The sequence below is a fragment of the Pseudomonas fluorescens genome, assembly GCF_018614655.1.
In the GTDB taxonomy this organism is placed as follows: Bacteria; Pseudomonadota; Gammaproteobacteria; order Pseudomonadales; family Pseudomonadaceae; genus Aquipseudomonas; species Aquipseudomonas fluorescens_BX.
On record NZ_JAGGOG010000026.1, the window covers coordinates 31,145 to 49,815 of the forward strand.

6 protein-coding genes are annotated in these 18,671 nt (G+C 62.9%); 3 read left to right on the forward strand and 3 right to left on the reverse strand.

The annotated features are described in order from the left end of the window. The first annotated feature begins 66 nt into the window (after positions 1–66). Positions 67–13,017, forward strand: a complete 12,951-nt coding sequence (locus J7E41_RS24500; RefSeq protein WP_214996871.1) for a non-ribosomal peptide synthetase — start codon at positions 67–69, stop codon at positions 13,015–13,017. Positions 13,018–13,143: 126 nt separating this feature from the next. On the opposite strand, the gene dsbG is transcribed toward J7E41_RS24500, so the two are convergent. Genes dsbG through dsbD form a run of 3 tightly spaced genes read right to left on the reverse strand, consistent with a single transcriptional unit; the run spans position 13,144 to position 16,477 of the window. Further along, positions 13,144–13,905, reverse strand: coding sequence for a thiol:disulfide interchange protein DsbG (dsbG, locus tag J7E41_RS24505; RefSeq protein ID WP_214996872.1), 762 nt, complete (start codon positions 13,903–13,905; stop codon positions 13,144–13,146). Beyond that, a complete protein-coding gene (locus J7E41_RS24510; protein ID WP_214996873.1) occupies positions 13,881–14,747 on the reverse strand; it encodes a TlpA disulfide reductase family protein in 867 nt (288 codons plus the stop codon). Before J7E41_RS24510 ends, dsbG begins: the two co-directional genes overlap by 25 nt. Beyond that, positions 14,747–16,477, reverse strand: a complete 1,731-nt coding sequence (dsbD, locus tag J7E41_RS24515) for a protein-disulfide reductase DsbD (protein WP_214996874.1) — start codon at positions 16,475–16,477, stop codon at positions 14,747–14,749. The genes J7E41_RS24510 and dsbD overlap by 1 nt, the downstream gene beginning before the upstream one ends. 173 nt (positions 16,478–16,650) lie before the next feature. Between dsbD and J7E41_RS24520 the strand changes: the two genes are divergently transcribed. Together J7E41_RS24520 and J7E41_RS24525 are read left to right on the forward strand one after the other, a co-directional pair. After that, on the forward strand, positions 16,651–17,331 hold the full coding sequence (locus J7E41_RS24520; RefSeq protein WP_169353813.1) for a response regulator: 681 nt from the start codon (positions 16,651–16,653) through the stop codon (positions 17,329–17,331). After that, the gene (locus tag J7E41_RS24525; RefSeq protein WP_214996875.1) at positions 17,331–18,650 is read left to right on the forward strand and encodes an ATP-binding protein; all 1,320 of its coding nucleotides are present in this window, start codon (positions 17,331–17,333) and stop codon (positions 18,648–18,650) included. Before J7E41_RS24520 ends, J7E41_RS24525 begins: the two co-directional genes overlap by 1 nt. The last annotated feature ends 21 nt before the right edge of the window (positions 18,651–18,671 follow it).

Here is an 18,671-nt window from a genome sequence, read left to right on the forward strand (position 1 = left end):
CACAAGACCCTGCCACAGATTTGATTCCCCGATTTCCCCGTAAGCCGATTTCAGGCAGGAACCCCCATGATGGACGCCTTCGAACTTCCCCGCACCCTGGTCCAGTCTCTTCAGCGCCGTGCTGCGCAAACCCCGGACCAGGTGGCCCTGCGCTTCCTGGCCGAGAGCAGCGAGCACAGTGTTGTCCTCAGTTACCGTGACCTGGACCTGCGTGCCCGCACCATCGCCGGTGCCCTGCAGGCTTCGGCCGAGCTGGGTGATCGCGCTGTGTTGCTGTTTCCCAGCGGTCCGGATTATGTCGCGGCGTTCTTTGGTTGTCTGTACGCCGGGGTGATCGCGGTGCCGGCCTATCCGCCGGAGTCCACCCGTCGCCATCATCAGGAGCGGCTGCTGTCGATCATTACCGACGCCGAGCCACGGCTGCTGCTGACCAGCACCGGCCTGCGCGATTCCCTGGCGCAAATCAGTCAGGCGCCGCAGTTGCTGTGTGTCGATGAACTGAGTGCCCAGAGTGCCGAGGGGTGGATCGAACCCGACTTGCAGGACGATGACATCGCCTTCCTGCAATACACCTCCGGCTCCACCGCGTTGCCCAAAGGCGTGCAAGTCACCCACGGCAACCTGGTGGCCAACGAACTGCTGATCCGTCGCGGTTTTGGCATTGATCTGAACCCTGACGACGTGATCGTCAGCTGGTTGCCGCTGTACCACGACATGGGCCTGATCGGCGGCCTGCTGCAGCCGATCTTCAGTGGCGTGCCTTGCGTGCTGATGTCCCCGGCATACTTCCTGGGCCGCCCATTGCGCTGGCTTGAAGCAATCAGTGAATACGGCGGCACGATCAGCGGCGGGCCGGATTTTGCTTATCGGCTGTGCAGCGAGCGGGTCAGTGAATCGGCCCTGGAACGCCTGGACTTGAGCGGCTGGCGCGTGGCCTATTCCGGCTCCGAACCGATTCGCCTCGACACCTTGGAACGCTTCGCCGAAAAATTCGCGGTCTGCGGTTTTATCCCGAACAATTTCTTTGCCTCCTACGGTCTGGCCGAGGCGACCCTGTTTGTCGCCGGTGGTACCCGTGGCCAGGGCATCCCGGCCTTGCGCCTGGACGAACAGGCGCTGGCGGCCAACCGCGCCACGCCTGGGCAGGGCAGTGCGGTCATGAGTTGCGGCACCAGCCAGCCGGAACATGCGGTGCTGATTGCCGATCCTCATACCCTGGGTAAGTTGGATAACAACGTCGTGGGTGAAATCTGGGCCACCGGCCCAAGCATCGCCCACGGTTATTGGCGCAACCCTGAGGCCACCGCGAAGACCTTCGTCCAGCACCATGGCCGTACCTGGTTGCGCACCGGCGACCTGGGTTTTATCCGTGACGGCGAAGTGTTTATCACTGGTCGCCTGAAGGACCTGCTGATCGTTCGCGGGCATAACCTCTACCCGCAAGACATCGAGCAAACCATCGAGCGCGAAGTGGAAGCGGTGCGCAAGGGGCGGGTCGCGGCGTTTGCCGTCAATGACCAAGGTCTTGAAGGCATCGGCATTGCCGCCGAAATCAGCCGCAGCGTGCAGAAAATCCTGCCGCCCGCAGCGCTGATCAAGGCCATCCGCCAAGCCGTGGCCGAGGCCTATCAGCAAGCCCCGTGCGTGGTGGTGTTGCTCAACCCCGGCGCGCTGCCGAAGACCTCAAGCGGTAAGGTGCAACGTTCGGCCTGCCGCAATCGCTTGGCCGATGGCAGCCTCGACAGCTACGCACAGTTTCCGGACCTGCAGGCGCAGGCGAGTGATAACGCCGGCCTGGAATCCGAGCTGCAAAGCCAGATCGCAGCCATCTGGTGTGAGCAGTTGCAGGTTACTGAAGTGGCCGCCGACGATCACTTCTTCCTGTTGGGCGGCAACTCCATCACCGCTACTCAGGTGGTCGCCCGCCTGCGGGAAACCCTGGGCCTGGAGCTGAACCTGCGTCTGCTGTTCGAAGCGCCGACCCTTGCGGCCTTCGCCGCTAATGTCGCGCAATTGCAGCAGGACGGCGGCGTGGCCCAAGGTTCGATCAACGCCTTGTCGCGCCAGGAAGACCTGCCGCAATCCCTGGCGCAAAACCGCCTGTGGATCACCTGGCAACTGGACCCGCACAGCAGCGCCTACACCATTCCCGGCGCCTTGCGTTTGCGCGGTGAGCTGAATGAAGATGCTATCCGAAGCAGCTTCCAACAACTGATCCAACGCCATGAAGCCCTGCGCACGCGCTTCTTTGAGCGCGATGGTCAGGCCTTCCAGCGGGTCGACGCCCACGTCGAGTTCGACCTGCAAGTGATCGACCTCAGCGACCTGCCCGCCGCTGAACGTGAAGCTCGCGTCCAACAGATCCGCGAAGACGAGGCCCGCACCTCATTCGACCTGGAAAAAGGCCCGCTGCTGTGGGTAACCCTGGTACGTCTGGATGACGAAGACCACCAATTGCTGGTGACCCTGCACCACATCATCGCCGATGGCTGGTCGCTGAATGTCTTGATCGACGAATTTTCGCGCCTGTATGCCGCTGCGTCCCAGGGACAAACCCTGGCGTTGCCCCCATTGGCTTTGCAATACGCCGACTACGGCAGTTGGCAGCGCCAGTGGCTGGCCGAAGGTGAGGGCCAGCGACAACTGGCCTACTGGAAAGCGCAGTTGGGCGATGAGCATCCAACCCTGAACCTGGCCACCGATCACCCGCGCTCGGCGCAACACGTTCGCAGCGCTTCCCGCCACAGCGTACGGTTGAGCGCGAGCCTCGGCGAAGCCATTCGCCAGACCGCCCAGGCCCACGAATCCACGCCGTTCATGTTGTTGCTGGCGGCCTTTCAGAGCCTGCTGTATCGCTACAGCGGCCAGCGCGATATCCGTATCGGCGTACCTAACGCCAACCGCCCACGCCAGGAAACCCAGGGCCTGATCGGCTTCTTTATCAACACCCTGGTGCTGCGCGCCGAGCTGGATGCGCGCCTGCCGTTCAGCGACCTGCTGGCAGCCACGCGCACCTCGGCCTTGGGCGCCCAAGCTCATCAGGACCTGCCTTTCGAACAACTGCTGGAAGCCTTCCCTCAAGCCCGGGAGCAAGGCCTGTTCCAGGTGATGTTCAACCACCAGCAACGTGACCTCAGCGCCTTGCGACGCTTGCCCGGCCTGCTGGCCGACGAGTTGCCATGGCACAGCCGCGAAGCCAAGTTCGACCTGCAACTGCACAGCGAAGAAGACCACAATGGCCGGCTTAGCCTGTCCTTCGACTACGCTGACGAACTGTTCGACGCCGCGACCATTCACCGCCTGGCCGAGCACTTCATCAACCTGCTGCAGGCCGTGTGCGAACAACCGAAACAAGCCTTGGGTGATCTGAAACTGCTTCAGGCCGATGAGCACGCGCAGCAACGCCAATGGGGCGAAGCACCTTGCGCTGCGGCGCAGCAATGGTTGCCCCAACTGCTTGATCAGCACACCTCGGAATGCACCGCTGTGGTGTGGCAAGACGGCAAGCTGAGCTTTACCCAGCTGCACACCCAGGCCAATCGCCTGGCTCACTACCTGCGAGACAAAGGCGTTGGCCCGGACGTGTGCGTGGCCATCGCCGCCGAGCGTTCGCCGCAATTGCTGATCGGTCTGCTGGCGATCATCAAGGCCGGCGGCGCCTACGTGCCTCTGGACCCGGATTACCCGGCCGAACGCCTGGCCTACATGCTCAAGGACAGCGGCGTGCAGTTGCTGCTGACGCAAACCTCGTTGCTGGAGCAACTGCCGGTGGCCGAGGGCGTCTGCGTGATCGCCATGGACAGCCTCAAGCTCGACAGTTGGCCGAGCCACGCGCCAGGCCTGCACCTTAACGGTGACAACCTGGCCTATGTGATTTACACCTCCGGTTCCACCGGCCAACCCAAGGGTGTGGGTAACACTCACGCGGCCCTGGCCGAGCGTTTGCAGTGGATGCAGGCGACCTATCAACTGGATGAAACCGATGTGCTGATGCAAAAGGCGCCCATCAGTTTCGACGTCTCGGTGTGGGAATGCTTCTGGCCGCTGATCACCGGCTGCCAACTGGTGCTGGCGGGACCTGGCGAGCATCGCGACCCCCATCGCATCGCGCAGTTGGTGCAGGAGCATGGCGTGACCACGTTGCACTTTGTGCCGCCACTGTTGCAGCTGTTTGCCGATGAGCCGCTGGCGGGCGAATGCACCAGCCTGCGTCGCCTGTTTTCCGGTGGCGAAGCCTTGCCGGCCGAGTTGCGCAACCGCGTATTAGCCCAGTTGCCGGCCGTGCAGTTGCATAACCGCTACGGCCCGACCGAAACCGCGATCAACGTCACCCATTGGCACTGCCATAGCGATGACGGCGAGCGCTCACCCATTGGCCGTCCGCTGGGTAACGTGATCTGCCGCGTATTGGACGATCAGCTCAATCCACTGCCGAGCGGCGTGCCGGGCGAACTGTGTATCGGTGGGATTGGCCTGGCCCGGGGTTACCTTGGCCGTGCCGGTTTGACCGCCGAGCGTTTTGTGGCCGATCCATTGGATGAGGAGGGCGCACGCCTGTATCGCACCGGCGACCGTGTGCGCTGGAGCGCCGACGGCGTGCTGGAATACCTTGGCCGTTTGGATCAGCAAGTCAAATTGCGGGGCTTTCGCGTCGAGCCGGAAGAAATCGAAGCCCGTCTGCTGGCCCTGGACGGCATCGCCCAGGCCGTAGTGCTGGTGCGCGAAACGGCGGCCGGTGCGCAGTTGATCGGTTACTACACCGCCAGCACTGAACTGGACGAGCAAGAGGTGAAACACGCCCTGGCTGCCGAGCTGCCGGAATACATGGTACCGGCGCAGCTGATGCGTCTGGACGCCATGCCCCTGAGCCCCAGCGGTAAACTCGACCGCCATGCGTTGCCGCAACCGGTGTGGCAAGTGCGTGAACACGTCGAACCTGAAACAGAGTTGCAACAACAGATCGCCGCCATCTGGCGCGGGGTGCTGGGCTTGCCACGCATCGGCCTGCGGGATGACTTTTTCACCCTCGGCGGCCATTCGTTGCTGGCCACGCAAATCATCTCCCGCACCCGTCAGGCCTGCGACGTCGAGCTGCCCCTGCGCACTTTGTTTGAGGCCAGCGAGCTGGGCGACTTCATCGAACAAGTACGCCTGATCCAGGCTTCGGGGCAACGTAACCAACAGCTGGCGATTGCTAAAGTCGACCGCAGCCAGCCAGTGCCGCTGTCGTATTCCCAGCAGCGCATGTGGTTCCTCTGGCAGATGGAGCCCGACAGCCCGGCCTACAACGTCGGCGGCATGGCGCGTTTACGTGGGGTGCTGGATATCGGGCGTTTCGAGGCGGCACTGCAAGCCTTGATCCTGCGTCACGAAACCCTGCGCACCACCTTCCCGAGTATCGACGGCGTGGCGCAGCAGAAAGTCTCGGCGCAAACCGGCGTGCGCATGGATTGGCAGGATTTCTCGGCCCTGACGGAAGACGCGCGCCAGCAGCGCCTGCAGCAATTGGCCGACCGCGAAGCGCATACGCCGTTTGATCTGGAAACCGGCCCGTTGCTGCGGGCCTGCCTGGTCAAGGCCGGTGATCAGGAACACTACCTGGTGCTGACCCTGCACCACATCGTCACCGAAGGCTGGGCCATGGACATCTTTGCCCGTGAACTCAGCGCCTTGTACGAAGCGTTTGTCGACGAGCGCGAATCGCCTCTGGAGCCGTTGCCGGTACAGTACCTGGACTACAGCGTGTGGCAGCGCCAGTGGCTGGAAGGCGGCGAGCGCCAACGTCAACTGGATTACTGGACCGCACAACTGGGCACCGAGCATCCGCTGCTGGAGCTGCCTGCCGACCGTCCACGGCCGCCGGTGCAAAGTCACCAGGGCGAGTTGTACCGTTTTGATCTGAGCGACGACCTTGCCGCTCGTGTGCGGGCCTTCAACGCCGAACGTGGCCTGACCCTGTTCATGACCATGACTGCCACCCTTGCCGTGTTGCTCTACCGTTACAGCGGCCAGACCGACCTGCGCATCGGTGCGCCGGTGGCCAACCGGATTCGTCCAGAAAGTGAAGGGTTGATCGGTGCGTTCCTCAACACCCAGGTGCTGCGTTGCCAGCTCACCGGGCAAATGCGTGTGGGTGAGCTGTTTGACCAGGTCCGCCACACGGTGATCGAAGGCCAGTCCCATCAGGATCTGCCATTCGACCATCTGGTGGAAGCCCTGCAACCTACTCGCAGTGCAGCGTACAACCCGCTGTTCCAGGTGATGTGCAACGTGCAACGCTGGGAGTTCCAGCAACGCCGTCAACTGGCCGGAATGAGCGTCGAGTACCTGGCCAATGACGCCCGCGCCACCAAGTTTGACCTCAACCTGGAAGTCACCGACCTCGACCATCGCCTGGGTTGCTGCCTGACCTACAGCACCGACTTGTTCGACGAACCGCGCATCGCGCGCATGGCCGAACATTGGCGCAATCTGCTGGAAGCCTTGATCACCGATCCGCAGCAGCGCCTGAGTGAACTGCCGCTGCTGCAAGCCGATGAGCAACGCGCCTTGCAAGGCAGCCTTGGCATTGAAGCCGGCGAGCATCGCCTGGACCAATGTATCCACCCCCTGTTCAGCGAGCAAGCCCTGGCCCGTCCCGACGCCCCGGCTTTGACCTTCGCCGGACAAACCTTGAGCTACAGCGAACTGGACAGCCGCGCCAATCGCCTGGCCTGGATGCTCCGTGAGCGCGGCGTAGGCCCACAAGTGCGGGTTGGCCTGGCGCTGCCACGCTCCCTGGAGATGGTCATTGGCCTGCTGGCGATCCTCAAGGCCGGGGGGGCCTACGTGCCGCTGGACCCGGAATACCCGCTGGACCGCCTGCACTACATGATTGAAGACAGCGGCATCGGCCTGCTGCTCAGTGACGCCGCGATGTTCGATGCGCTGGGTGAGTTGCCGGCCAGCGTCAGCCGCTGGTGCCTGGAACAAGACTCGCCGGCGCTGGCCGACTACCCGGCCAGCGAGCTGCCCTTTATCAGCCTGGCGCAGCATCAGGCGTACCTGATCTACACCTCCGGCTCCACCGGAAAGCCCAAGGGCGTGGTGGTGTCCCACGGTGAAATCGCCATGCATTGCCAGGCGGTGATCGAGCGCTTCGGCATGCGCCCGGACGACTGCGAACTGCACTTCTACTCCATCAACTTTGACGCGGCCACCGAGCGTTTACTGGTGCCGTTGCTCAGCGGCGCGCAAGTGGTATTGCGGGCTCAGGGCCAATGGGATGCCGAGGAGATTTGCGGGCTGATTCGTCAGCATCGAATCAATATCCTGGGCTTCACCCCGAGCTACGGCAGCCAGTTGGCGCAATGGCTGGCGACGCAGAACCAGACCTTGCCAGTGCGCATGTGCATCACCGGTGGCGAGGCGTTGACCGGTGAGCACTTGCAGCGCATCCGCGCGGCATTCCAGCCGGCGCTGTTTTTCAACGCTTATGGCCCAACTGAAACCGTGGTCATGCCGCTCGCCAGCCTTGCTCCGGAGTCGCTGGAAGAGGGCGCCGGCAGCGTGCCGATCGGCAGCATCATTGGTGCGCGTGTGGCCTATATTTTCGACGCGGACCTGGCGTTGGTCCCGCAGGGGGCGACCGGCGAGTTGTACGTCGGTGGTGCTGGCCTGGCCCAGGGTTATCACCAGCGTGCGGGCATGACGGCGGAGCGTTTTATCGCTGACCCGTTCGCTGATAACGGGGGGCGCCTGTATCGCACCGGCGACCTGGTGCGTCAGCGTGCCGATGGCCTGGTGGAATACCTGGGGCGCATCGATCATCAAGTGAAGATTCGCGGTTTCCGTATCGAACTGGGGGAAATCGAGAGTCGTTTGCTGGAGCACCCGTTGGTGGCCGAAGCGGTGGTGTTGGCCCTCGACAGCCCGAGCGGCAAGCAGTTGGTGGCGTATCTGGTCAGTGACGACGCGAATCACGGTGTTTTACGCGAATCTCTCAAGGCACATCTGAAAGCGCAACTGCCGGACTATATGGTGCCCACGCACCTGGTGGTGCTGGACAGCATGCCGTTGACCGCCAACGGTAAACTCGACCGCCGCGCCTTGCCGCAGCCGGACCCCGAGGCCAATCGTCAACACTACGTGGCGCCCCGCAACGAGCTGGAGCAAACCCTGGCGGCTATCTGGTGTGCGGTGCTTAACGTGCAGCAGGTCGGGCTGGAGGACAACTTCTTCGAGCTGGGCGGTGATTCGATCCTGTCGATCCAGGTGGTGAGCCGGGCACGACAGGCGGGTATTCATTTCAGCCCACGGGATCTGTTCCAGCACCAGACCGTGCAGACCCTGGCGGCGGTGGCGACCCGCAGCGAGCAAGTGACCGCCGAGCAAGGGCTGCTGACTGGTGCGTCGGGGCTGACTCCGATCCAGCACTGGTTCTTCGACACCGATATTCCTGCGCGTCAGCACTGGAACCAGGCCTTGTTGCTGGAGCCGGTGCAGGTCCTCGAACCCCATCGCCTGGAGCAAGCGCTGTTGGCGGTGCTGGAGCATCACGATGCCCTGCGCCTGAGCTTCACCCGTCGCGACGCCCACTGGCACGCCGAACACCTGGCGGTGCCCGAAGGTGGTGTGCTGTTGCAGGCCCGAGTCGAGGATATGGCGCAGTGTGCCGCGCTGTTCACCGATACCCAGCGCAGTCTCGACCTGGAACACGGCCCCTTGCTGCGCGCCTTGCTGGTGGATGGCCCCGAAGGCCGGCAACGGTTGATGATCGCGATCCACCACCTGGTGGTGGACGGCGTGTCCTGGCGTGTATTGCTGGAAGACCTGCAAAACGTCTATCGCCAGTTGAGCGACGGCCAGTCCGTCAACCTGCCGGCCAAGACCAGCGCCTTGCGCGACTGGGCCGCACGCTTGCAGGCCTATGCCAGCAGCGAATCCCTGCGCGAGGAGTTGAGCCTTTGGCAAGACCAGTTGGCCGGGCCGGCTGTTGAGTTGCCGGTAGACCGTTCGCAAGGTTCGCTGCGCAATCGGGATGCTGAAACCGTCAGCGTGCGCCTGGACGCCGAGCGCACCCGCCAACTGCTGCAACAAGCCCCGAGCGCTTACCGCACCCAGGTCAACGACTTGCTGCTGACCGCGTTGGCCCGCGTGCTGTGCCGCTGGAGCGGTCATGAGTCGGCCTTGATCCAGCTGGAAGGACATGGCCGCGAAACCCTGTTCGATGACATCGACCTGACCCGCAGCGTCGGCTGGTTCACCAGTGCTTACCCACTGCGCCTGACCCCGCTGCACATTGAAGACGCCGCAGGGCAGGGTGCCTCGATCAAGGCGATCAAGGAACAACTGCGCGCTGTGCCGCACAAGGGCCTGGGGTATGGCGTACTGCGCTACCTGGCCGATGACCTGTGCCGCCAGACCATGGCCGCGTTGCCGACCGCCGGGATCACCTTCAACTACCTCGGTCAGTTCGACCAGAGCTTCGGCGATGACGCACTGTTCCACCCGCTGGATGAATCAGCAGGCTTGGCCCATGGCCTGGACGCACCACTGCCCAACGTGCTGAGCGTCGACAGTCAGGTGTACGGTGGCGAGCTGGTTCTGCGCTGGACTTTCAGCCGCGAACGTCACGACAGCCAAACCATCAGCGACCTGGCCCACGCCTATCTGACGGAGCTGCAAAGCCTGGTCGAGCATTGCCTCAAGGACGAGGCGGGCGGGCTTACACCGTCGGATTTCCCGCTGGCGCGCCTGACCCAACCACAGCTCGAGGCACTGCCGGTACCGGCCAGCGCCATCGAAGATGTCTACCCGCTGACGCCGATGCAGGAAGGTTTGCTGCTGCATACCTTGCTGGAGCCGGGTACGGGTCTCTATTACATGCAGGACCGCTACCGCATCAACAGCGCGTTGGATCCCGAGCGTTTCGCCCAGGCCTGGCAAGCGGTGATCGCCCGTCACGAAGCCTTGCGCGCGTCATTCTGCTGGAACGTTGGCGAAGACATGTTGCAGGTGATCCACAAGCCCGGCAGCACGCCGATCGAATACCTCGACTGGAGCGCTGACCCGGAAACGGAACAGGAACCGCGCCTGCAAGCGCTGCTCAAGCAGGAGCGCGAAGCCGGTTTCGATCTGCTCAACCAGGCGCCGTTCCACCTGCGCCTGATCCGCGTCGGTGAGGCTCGCTATTGGTTCATGATGAGCAACCACCACATCCTGATCGATGCCTGGTGCCGCTCACTGTTGATGAACGACTTCTTTGAGATCTACATGGCCCTGGGCGAAGGTCGTGAGGCGCAACTGGCCATACCGCCGCGCTATCGCGACTACATTGCCTGGCTGCAACGCCAGAACCTGGCCGAGGCGCGGCAGTGGTGGCAGCGGAACCTGCAAGGCTTCGAACGCACCACGCCGATCCCCAGCGACCGGCCGTTCCTGCGCGAACACGCAGGCCATAGCGGCGGCATGGTGGTGGGGGATTGCTACACCCGGCTCGATGTTCAGGACGGTGCGCAATTGCGTGAACTGGCCCAGGCTCATCAACTGACCGTCAACACCTTTGCCCAGGCGGCGTGGGCGTTGGTGCTGCGTCGCTTGAGCGGTGATCGTGATGTGCTGTTCGGCGTCACGGTTGCCGGACGTCCGGTGGACATGCCGCAGATGCAGCGCACCGTCGGCCTGTTCATCAACAGTATTGCACTGCGGGTCAAGCTGCCCGAGGACGACCAGAAGTGCAGCGTGCGCCAATGGCTTAGCGGTCTGCTCGACAGCAATATGCAACTGCGCGAGTACGAATACCTGCCGTTGGTGACCCTTCAGGAACACAGCGAGTTGCCCAAGGGCCAGCCGCTGTTCGACAGCCTGTTCGTGTTTGAAAACGCCCCGGTGGAAGTCTCGGTGCTGGACCGTGCGCAAAGCCTGAATGCCACCTCGGATTCCGGCCGTACCCACACTAATTTCCCGCTGACGGCTGTGTGCTACCCGGGCGACGATCTGGGCCTGCACCTGTCTTATGACCAGCGTTATTTCGATGAAACCACCGTGCAAGGCATGCTGGGTGAGTTCAAACGTCTGCTGCTGGCGCTGGTGCAGGGCTTCCATGGCGACATGGCTGACTTGCCGCTGCTCGGTGAGCAGGAGCGTGAGTTCCTGGTGGAGGGCTGCAACCAGAGTGAGCATGACTACCCGCTGGAACAGAGCTACGTCGAGCTGTTCGAGGCCCAGGTGGCACAGCATCCACAACGGATGGCCGCCAGTTGCCTGGATCAGCGTTGGACCTACACCGAACTGAACCGGCGCAGTAACCGCCTCGGCCATGCACTGATCGCTGCCGGTGTCGGGCTGGATCAGCCGGTGGCATTGTTGGCTGAACGTAACCTCGACCTGCTGGGCATGATCATCGGCAGCTTCAAGGCCGGTGCCGGTTACCTGCCGCTGGATCCGGGACTGCCAACGCAGCGCCTGAGCCGGATCATCGACTTGAGCCGCACACCGTTGCTGGTGTGCACCGAGGCGTGCCGTGAACAGGCCTTGGTACTGCTCGAAGAGTTTGCCTGCGTCGGTCGTCCGAAGTTGTTGGTGTGGGAGGAGGTTGTTGGGTCAGAGGAGAACCCAGGGATCTACAGCGCCCCGGATAACCTCGCTTACGTGATCTACACCTCGGGCTCCACTGGCCTGCCTAAAGGCGTGATGGTGGAGCAGCGCGGCATGCTCAATAACCAGTTGAGCAAGGTGCCGTATCTGCAACTGAGCGAAACCGATGTGGTCGCCCAAACTGCCTCGCAAAGCTTCGACATTTCCGTCTGGCAGTTCCTCGCCGCCCCGCTGTTTGGCGCGCGGGTGGACATTGTGCCGAACACCGTTGCCCATGATCCCCAGGGCCTGCTGGACCATGTCCAGGCCCAGGGCATCACCGTGCTGGAAAGCGTGCCGTCGCTGATCCAGGGCATGCTGGCCCAGGAGCGTATAAGTCTCGATGGCTTGCGCTGGATGTTGCCTACCGGTGAGGCGATGCCGCCGGAGTTGGCGCATCAGTGGTTGCTGCGTTATCCGCAGATTGGGCTGGTCAACGCCTACGGCCCGGCGGAATGCTCGGACGATGTGGCGTTCTTCCGCGTTGACCTGGCGTCGACCCGGGGCACTTATCTGCCGATTGGCACACCGACCGACAACAACCGTTTGTACCTGCTCGACGGTGCGCTGGAGTTGGTCCCGCAAGGGGCTGTCGGCGAGCTGTGCGTGGCGGGCACAGGTGTGGGGCGCGGTTATGTGAGTGATCCGTTGCGTACTGCTCAAGTGTTTGTGCCGAACCCGTTCGGCGGGGCGGGCGAACGCTTGTATCGCACGGGCGATCTGGCCCGCCGTCGCACTGATGGCGTGTTGGAGTACGTCGGTCGTATCGACCATCAAGTGAAGATTCGTGGCTACCGTATCGAGTTGGGGGAAATCGAAGCGCGTCTGCACGAACAACCGGAAGTTCGCGATGCCGCCGTCGGTGTGCAGGACGGCGTAAACGGCAAGCATCTGGTTGGCTACCTGGTAGCCGCCGATGAAACCCTTAATTCCGGCGAGCGACTGGACCGTATCAAACAACGCCTGCGGGCTGAACTACCGGAATACATGGTGCCGCTGCATTGGTTATGGCTCGACCGCTTGCCGCTGAATGCCAACGGTAAGCTCGACCGTAAGGCTTTACCTGCCCTGGAGATCGGCCAGTTGCACAGCCAGGCTTATCTGGCGCCGCGCAATGCGCTGGAGCAGACCCTGGTCGACATCTGGGCCGAGGTGCTGAAAGTCGAGCGGGTGGGCGTGCAGGACAACTTCTTCGAGTTGGGCGGGCATTCGTTGTTGGCCACGCAGATTGCCTCCCGGGTGCAGAAGACCTTGCAGCGGGATGTGCCGTTGCGGGCGATGTTCGAGTGCAGCACGGTGGCGGAGTTGGCCGAGTACATTGATGGGCTGGCGGCCAATGAGATCAGTGCCGAGAAGGTGGATCGGTTGAGTGATTTGATGGCGGAGTTGGAGGGGTTGTAAGCCTGTAGCTGCTGCCGAGTTACGAGGCTGCGATGCGGTCCGCAGGACCGCCCTGGGGGCCGCTAAACCCATCACAGCCTTGTGCCTCGGCAGCGGCTACAACGATGGCGTCAGCTCAGGTGACGATCATTTAGGCCCGAGAATCTTCGCCAACTTATCCGGCGACGGCGCGCCTTGCTGTTGTTGCAACTGACCTTTGTCGTCCCTATAGAAAATCGCCGGAGTCGCTGACAACTCCAGCTCTTCCATCAACTTCATATTGGCATCCAGCTTGGCCTGGATATCCGCAGGGATCTTCTCCAGTGGCTGCAACTTGCTGCCTTTGCCTGCGCCTTCGTGGGCTTCCAGAGCTTTTTGCGGGTCTTTGCTGGCCAGCAGCGCAGCCGACTTGCCCGGGCTGTCCTCACGAATAATCCCGACCATGATGTGCCGCAGTTGCACCTTGCCGGCTTTCACCCACGGCCGTGCCTGTTCCCAGAACATGTTGCAGTACGGGCAGTTGGGGTCGCTGAACAGGTAGACGGTACGCGGCGCGTCCTTGTTGCCGTCCTGGATCCAGTTGCTCTGTTCCATCTTGGCCCAGACTTCTTTGGACATCGGTGCGTACACCAGTTTTTCCAGGGGCGCGGCACTCAGGTCGTTGCCTTGAGCGTCGTACAGGTTGCCGGCGATGACATTTTTGCCGTCGGCGGTCAGGTACAGCGCCATCCCCCGGTTCTGGTATTGCGCGGCGTAACCCTTGAGGCCGCTGGGGGCGTCGAAGCTGCCGATGATCTTGGCACCCTTGGCTTCGATCTGTTTGATCGGCGCCGGCCAGTCTTCGGCCAAGGCCTGTGTGGCGGCGAGGGTCAGGGGCAGCAGGGTCAGCAGGTGGCGGAGGCGGGGCATAAGGGTTTCCTTGTTGGAGCCGGCTTGGCGGAGGTGGCGTCGGTCTCGAAATGTTCCATGGCACGGGCCAGGCTGGCCTGGGACAGTTCGCCCAGGTGGCTGTTGATCAGGCGTCCGTCAGGTTCGTAAAACAGTGTAGTCGGCAAGGCCATGGACCCCACGGCTTGACCGAGGCGGCCGCTGGCGTCGAACAGCACGTTGTCCAGGTTCAGGCCCTGGGTGGCCAGGTAAGTGCTGACGCTCTGCATGCTTTCGGCCTGGTTGACGAACAGGAACGTGACGTCGGGCCGTTGTTTCTGGGCGTTTTCCAGTACCGGCATTTCTCGTCGGCACGGTGGGCACCAGGTCGCCCAAAGGTTGATCACCAGAGGGCCGCCCTGGTAATCGGTCAGTTGCACGGTTTCGCCATTGGCGTTGCGCAGGGTGATCTCGGGCAGGCGGGTGCCTTTCTCATAGATCGTCAGGGATAAACTGGCCAGGACCCAGAAAGCCAGCCCCGTGATCACCCCGGCACTCAAGGGTTTACGCAGGAGCGGACGGCGCCAGCCATACAGCAGGGCACCGAGGATCAGGACGATGACACCGGGCCAGGCGAGGAAACCGCCATCGCGCAGGTCGATGATTTGCAGCGGGTCGTTACGGTAGTAGGCCCAGTACATCACCACGAAACTGATCCGGGCGCTGAGCATGCCCAGCAAAAACAGGGTGAACAGCACCGACTCCGGGTTCTCGCCGCCGCGCTTGGCCACGCGCCAGCCCACCAGGGTGGCGAGGATCAGCGCGCTGATCAGCAGCAAGTGGTTCAAGGCGATGGCGAAGGTGCCGATGGTGAAGGTCAGCATCAGAGGGCATCCCGGGTCTGGGTCCAGCGTTGCAGGAAAGCTTCGGCGTTGACTTCGCCGGTGATGCGCTGGGCGCGGCGTTCTTCACCGTTGGGGCCGATCCAGATGAAGCTGGGTGGCCCGGGTACTTTGTAGCGGCCCAGCAGTTCGCGGCTGGCGGCGTTGTCGGCAGTGACGTCCAGACGCAACAGGCGCACGTCCTTGAGGGCGTCCATCACTTCAGGTTTGCCGAACACTTGTTTTTCCATGATCTTGCACGACACGCACCAGTCGGCGTAGTAGTCCAGCAGCACCCATTGGCCCTGGGTCTTGGCGCTGTCGAGTTGGCTTTGCAGCACGGCCGGGTCGCTGATCGTCGTGAAAGCGTCGTGGGCGCTTGGCGCGCTGGCAACTTGCGAACCGCTGTAGACCTTGAGCGGCTGCCACAGGTCATCGCTGCCACCCGCCGCACCCACCACCAGCAGGCCACCCCACAGGCCCAGGACCAGAGAGCCGGCGCCCAGCACCTTGGCAGCGAGGCCATGGTTGACGGCCAGTCGCCAGCCGCAGTAGGCCATGACCAGCGCCAGTACGCCCCACAACCCAAGCCACAGGGTTTCACCGACCACCGGACGAATCATCAGCACGGCGGTCGCGAGGAACAGGAAGCCGAAGACGCCCTTGAGCACATTCATCCAGGTGCCTGGTTTGGGCAGGAAGCGATTACCCACGGTCACCAGCAGTAACAGCGGCACGCCGATGCCGATGCCCATGGCAAACAGGATCAAGCCGCCGTGCAGCGCGTTGCCGCTCTGGGCGATATACAGCAGGGCGCCGGCCAGGGGTGCGGTCATGCACGGCCCCACCAGCAAGCCGGACAGGGCACCGAGTACACCGGCACCGATCAGGCTGCCGCCGCTTTGCTGGCGGCTGACGTTGTCCAGGCGATCACGCAGGAAGGCCGGCAGTTGCAATTCAAAGAAGCCGAACATCGGCAAGGCGAGGATCACAAACAGCGCGGCAAAGCTGCCGAGGATCCAGGGGGTTTGCAGCAGGGCGGCGAGGTTGCCGCCCAGCAGGGCAGCCAATACGCCCAGGGCAGCATAGACCAGCGCCATGCACACCACGTAGCTGGTGGCCAGGGCGAAGCCGCGTCGCGGGCTGGCGCCGCTGCCTACTACCAATCCGGCAAGGATTGGCAGCATGGGCAAGGAACACGGAGCGAAGGCCAGCAACAGCCCCAGGCCGAAGAACACCAGCAGGCTCCAGCCCAGGCTGCGTTGTTGCAGGCCGCTGGCCAGGCTCTGGTCCTGGGCCTCGGCGGTGGCCGCTACGGCAGGGTTGCCCCCTAGGTCCACGGTGATCGATTGCGGCGGATAACACAGACCGGCATCCGCGCAGCCCTGCCAGCCCAGTTTGACTTGGCCGGTGGCACCGGCGGGAATCTTCACTTCCAGGCCCTGGCGGTACACTTGCTGTTCGCCGAAGAACTCGTCGCTATGGGCTTCGCCTTCCGGTAGCACGGGTTTTTCGGCGAGGCCATCGAACTTCATGCGTTGCTGGTACAGGTAATAACCGTCGGCAATCTGCCAATACAGTTGGGTTTCGCCAGAGGCCAGGCGTTCGGAGGTAAAGGTGAAGGCTTTGCCTACCGGGAGGAAGTCGGGTTTGGTCTCAAAAGGATTATTGCCCGGCGCGGCCTGGGCGAATCCCGCGAATAACACCATCAGAAAGAGAAACAGATGCCGCATGGTCAAGCCTTAGTTAGATGCAAGTGGGCACACAATGTGTGGTGTTGATTAACCGATGATTAACCGGGCTATTCTAACGCGTAAGACTTGTCTGAATATGAACGGCGGCACGGCATAATGCGCGCTTAATCCGTTCCCCTTTTAATCAGCATCATTTTTGCGAAGGGCTCACCATGCACGTACTGGTCTGTGAAGACGACGAGCTGATCGCCAGCGGCATTGTTGCCGGCCTTGGCGCCCAGGGCTTTACGGTCGAACGCGTGGCGACGGCCGCTGCCGCGCGGGCGATGCTCAAGGCGGCGGAGTTCGACATCATGGTGCTGGACCTCGGCTTGCCGGATGAAGACGGCCTGAAGCTACTGCAGCAACAGCGCAGCCAAGGCCTGGAAATCCCGGTGCTGATCCTCACCGCACGGGACTCGGTGACCAACCGGGTCGATGGCCTGCAAGCCGGTGCCGACGATTACCTGCTCAAACCCTTCGACTTGCGGGAACTGGCTGCACGCTTGCAGACCTTGTTGCGCCGGGTGGCCGGGCGCAGCGTCAACCTGATCGAACACGGGCGCCTGACCTATAACCCCAGCAGCCGCGAAACCTTGCTGGGCGGTCAATCGGTGGACCTGTCTCGCCGCGAGCAGGCGCTGTTGCAGGCCCTGCTGCATAACCGTGGCCGGGTTTTGTCCAGCGAGCAGCTCAAAGACAGTGTCTACGGCTTCAACGATGAGCTGGAAAGCAACGCCCTGAACGTCCATATCCACCACCTGCGGCGCAAACTGGGTAACGGTATCGTTGAAACCGTGCGCGGCCTGGGCTATCGCCTGGGCCCGGCTGACGGTGGAGAGGACGCTTCGTGATGAGCCTGCGCCTGCGCCTGACCTTCAAGCTGGGTGCCGCCTTTGTGCTGATCTGGGCGCTGGCGGCGGCCTGGATGCTCAGTGACTTGCGCAACCAGATGATGTTTTCGCTGGATCAGCGGCTGGTGGCGTCGGCGCGCATGGTCGCCGGCTTGATGGAGCAGTTGCCGGCCCTGCCTACCAAAGGCGAGGGCACTCATTTCAGCGCCGAACAGTTGAATATCCCTGGCGGCATGGCGTGTCAGGTCAGTTCTTTGCGCGGGGAGATTCTCGCCCGCAGCCACACCACCCCGGATCAGGGCCTGGAGTCCCTCCAGAGCGGCTTTCACGATCAGATGATCGACGGCATCAGTTGGCGCAGCTTCACCCTGGCCCGTGGCGACCTGTTCATCACCACCGCCGACCGTCAGGTGGAGCGTGAGGCCTTGAACCTGTCGATCCTGCTGGCGGCATCGGTACCGGTGGGCGTTGCCCTGCTGGGTTGCTTGTGCCTGCTGTGGCTGGGCATCGGCCAGAGTCTGGTACCGCTCAATCGTATGCGCGACGCCTTGATGCGCCGCAGCGCCGATTCCCTGGAGCCGTTGCAGATTCACCCACTGCCCAGCGAGCTCAAGCCGCTGCTCGACACCCAGAACCAACTGCTGCAGCGCATTGCCAAGACCATCGAACGCGAACGCCGCCTGACCGGCGACGCCGCCCACGAACTGCGCAGCCCGCTGACGGCAATCAAGACCCACCTGCAAGTGGCGCGCATGACCGAAGGCGCCGCCCGCGACCAGTCCCTGGCCCATGCCGAGGAGGGCGCCGACCGCCTGCACCGCACCCTCGAACAGTTGTTGCTGCTGGCCCGCGTCGAAGGCAGCCTGTCGTTCGATGACGGTTTGCAATCGAGCGCCGAACAAGTGGCACGCCTGGCAATCCAGGATGCCAATGCCGGGGATAATTCGCGCATCGACCTGATTCTGCCGGACGACTTGTCCGAGACACCGGTGGAAATGCCGGTGGGCCTGGCCATCGCCGCCTTGCGCAACTTGCTGGATAACGCCTTGCGTCATACGCCGGCGGATACCCGGGTGGAACTGAGTGTCTTCACCGCCGCCGATAACGTGATGTTCCGCGTGCGGGACCATGGCGCGCCGATCTCCAGCGAAGACCTGCAACACCTGACCCAACGCTTCTGGCGCAACGGTAACAGCGGCGGGTGTGGCCTGGGTCTGGCCATCGTGCAAGCGATTGTGCAGCGCTGCTCGTGCTCCTTGAAGTTCGACAGCCAGGCCGATGGCCTGCGGGTTGAACTGGGCATGCCGCTGCGCCGCTGACCTGTCCTTCAAAAAGCCAAA

Excerpts from the sequence above, each read along its gene's own strand:
- J7E41_RS24510 (WP_214996873.1), bottom strand. The coding sequence starts at position 14,747 with ATGCTGACCTTCACCATCGGCACCTTCGCCATCGCCTTGAACCACTTG.
- dsbG (WP_214996872.1), bottom strand. The coding sequence starts at position 13,905 with ATGCCCCGCCTCCGCCACCTGCTGACCCTGCTGCCCCTGACCCTCGCC.
- J7E41_RS24520 (WP_169353813.1), top strand. The coding sequence starts at position 16,651 with ATGCACGTACTGGTCTGTGAAGACGACGAGCTGATCGCCAGCGGCATT.
- J7E41_RS24500 (WP_214996871.1), top strand. The coding sequence starts at position 67 with ATGATGGACGCCTTCGAACTTCCCCGCACCCTGGTCCAGTCTCTTCAG.
- J7E41_RS24525 (WP_214996875.1), top strand. The coding sequence starts at position 17,331 with ATGAGCCTGCGCCTGCGCCTGACCTTCAAGCTGGGTGCCGCCTTTGTG.
- dsbD (WP_214996874.1), bottom strand. The coding sequence starts at position 16,477 with ATGCGGCATCTGTTTCTCTTTCTGATGGTGTTATTCGCGGGATTCGCC.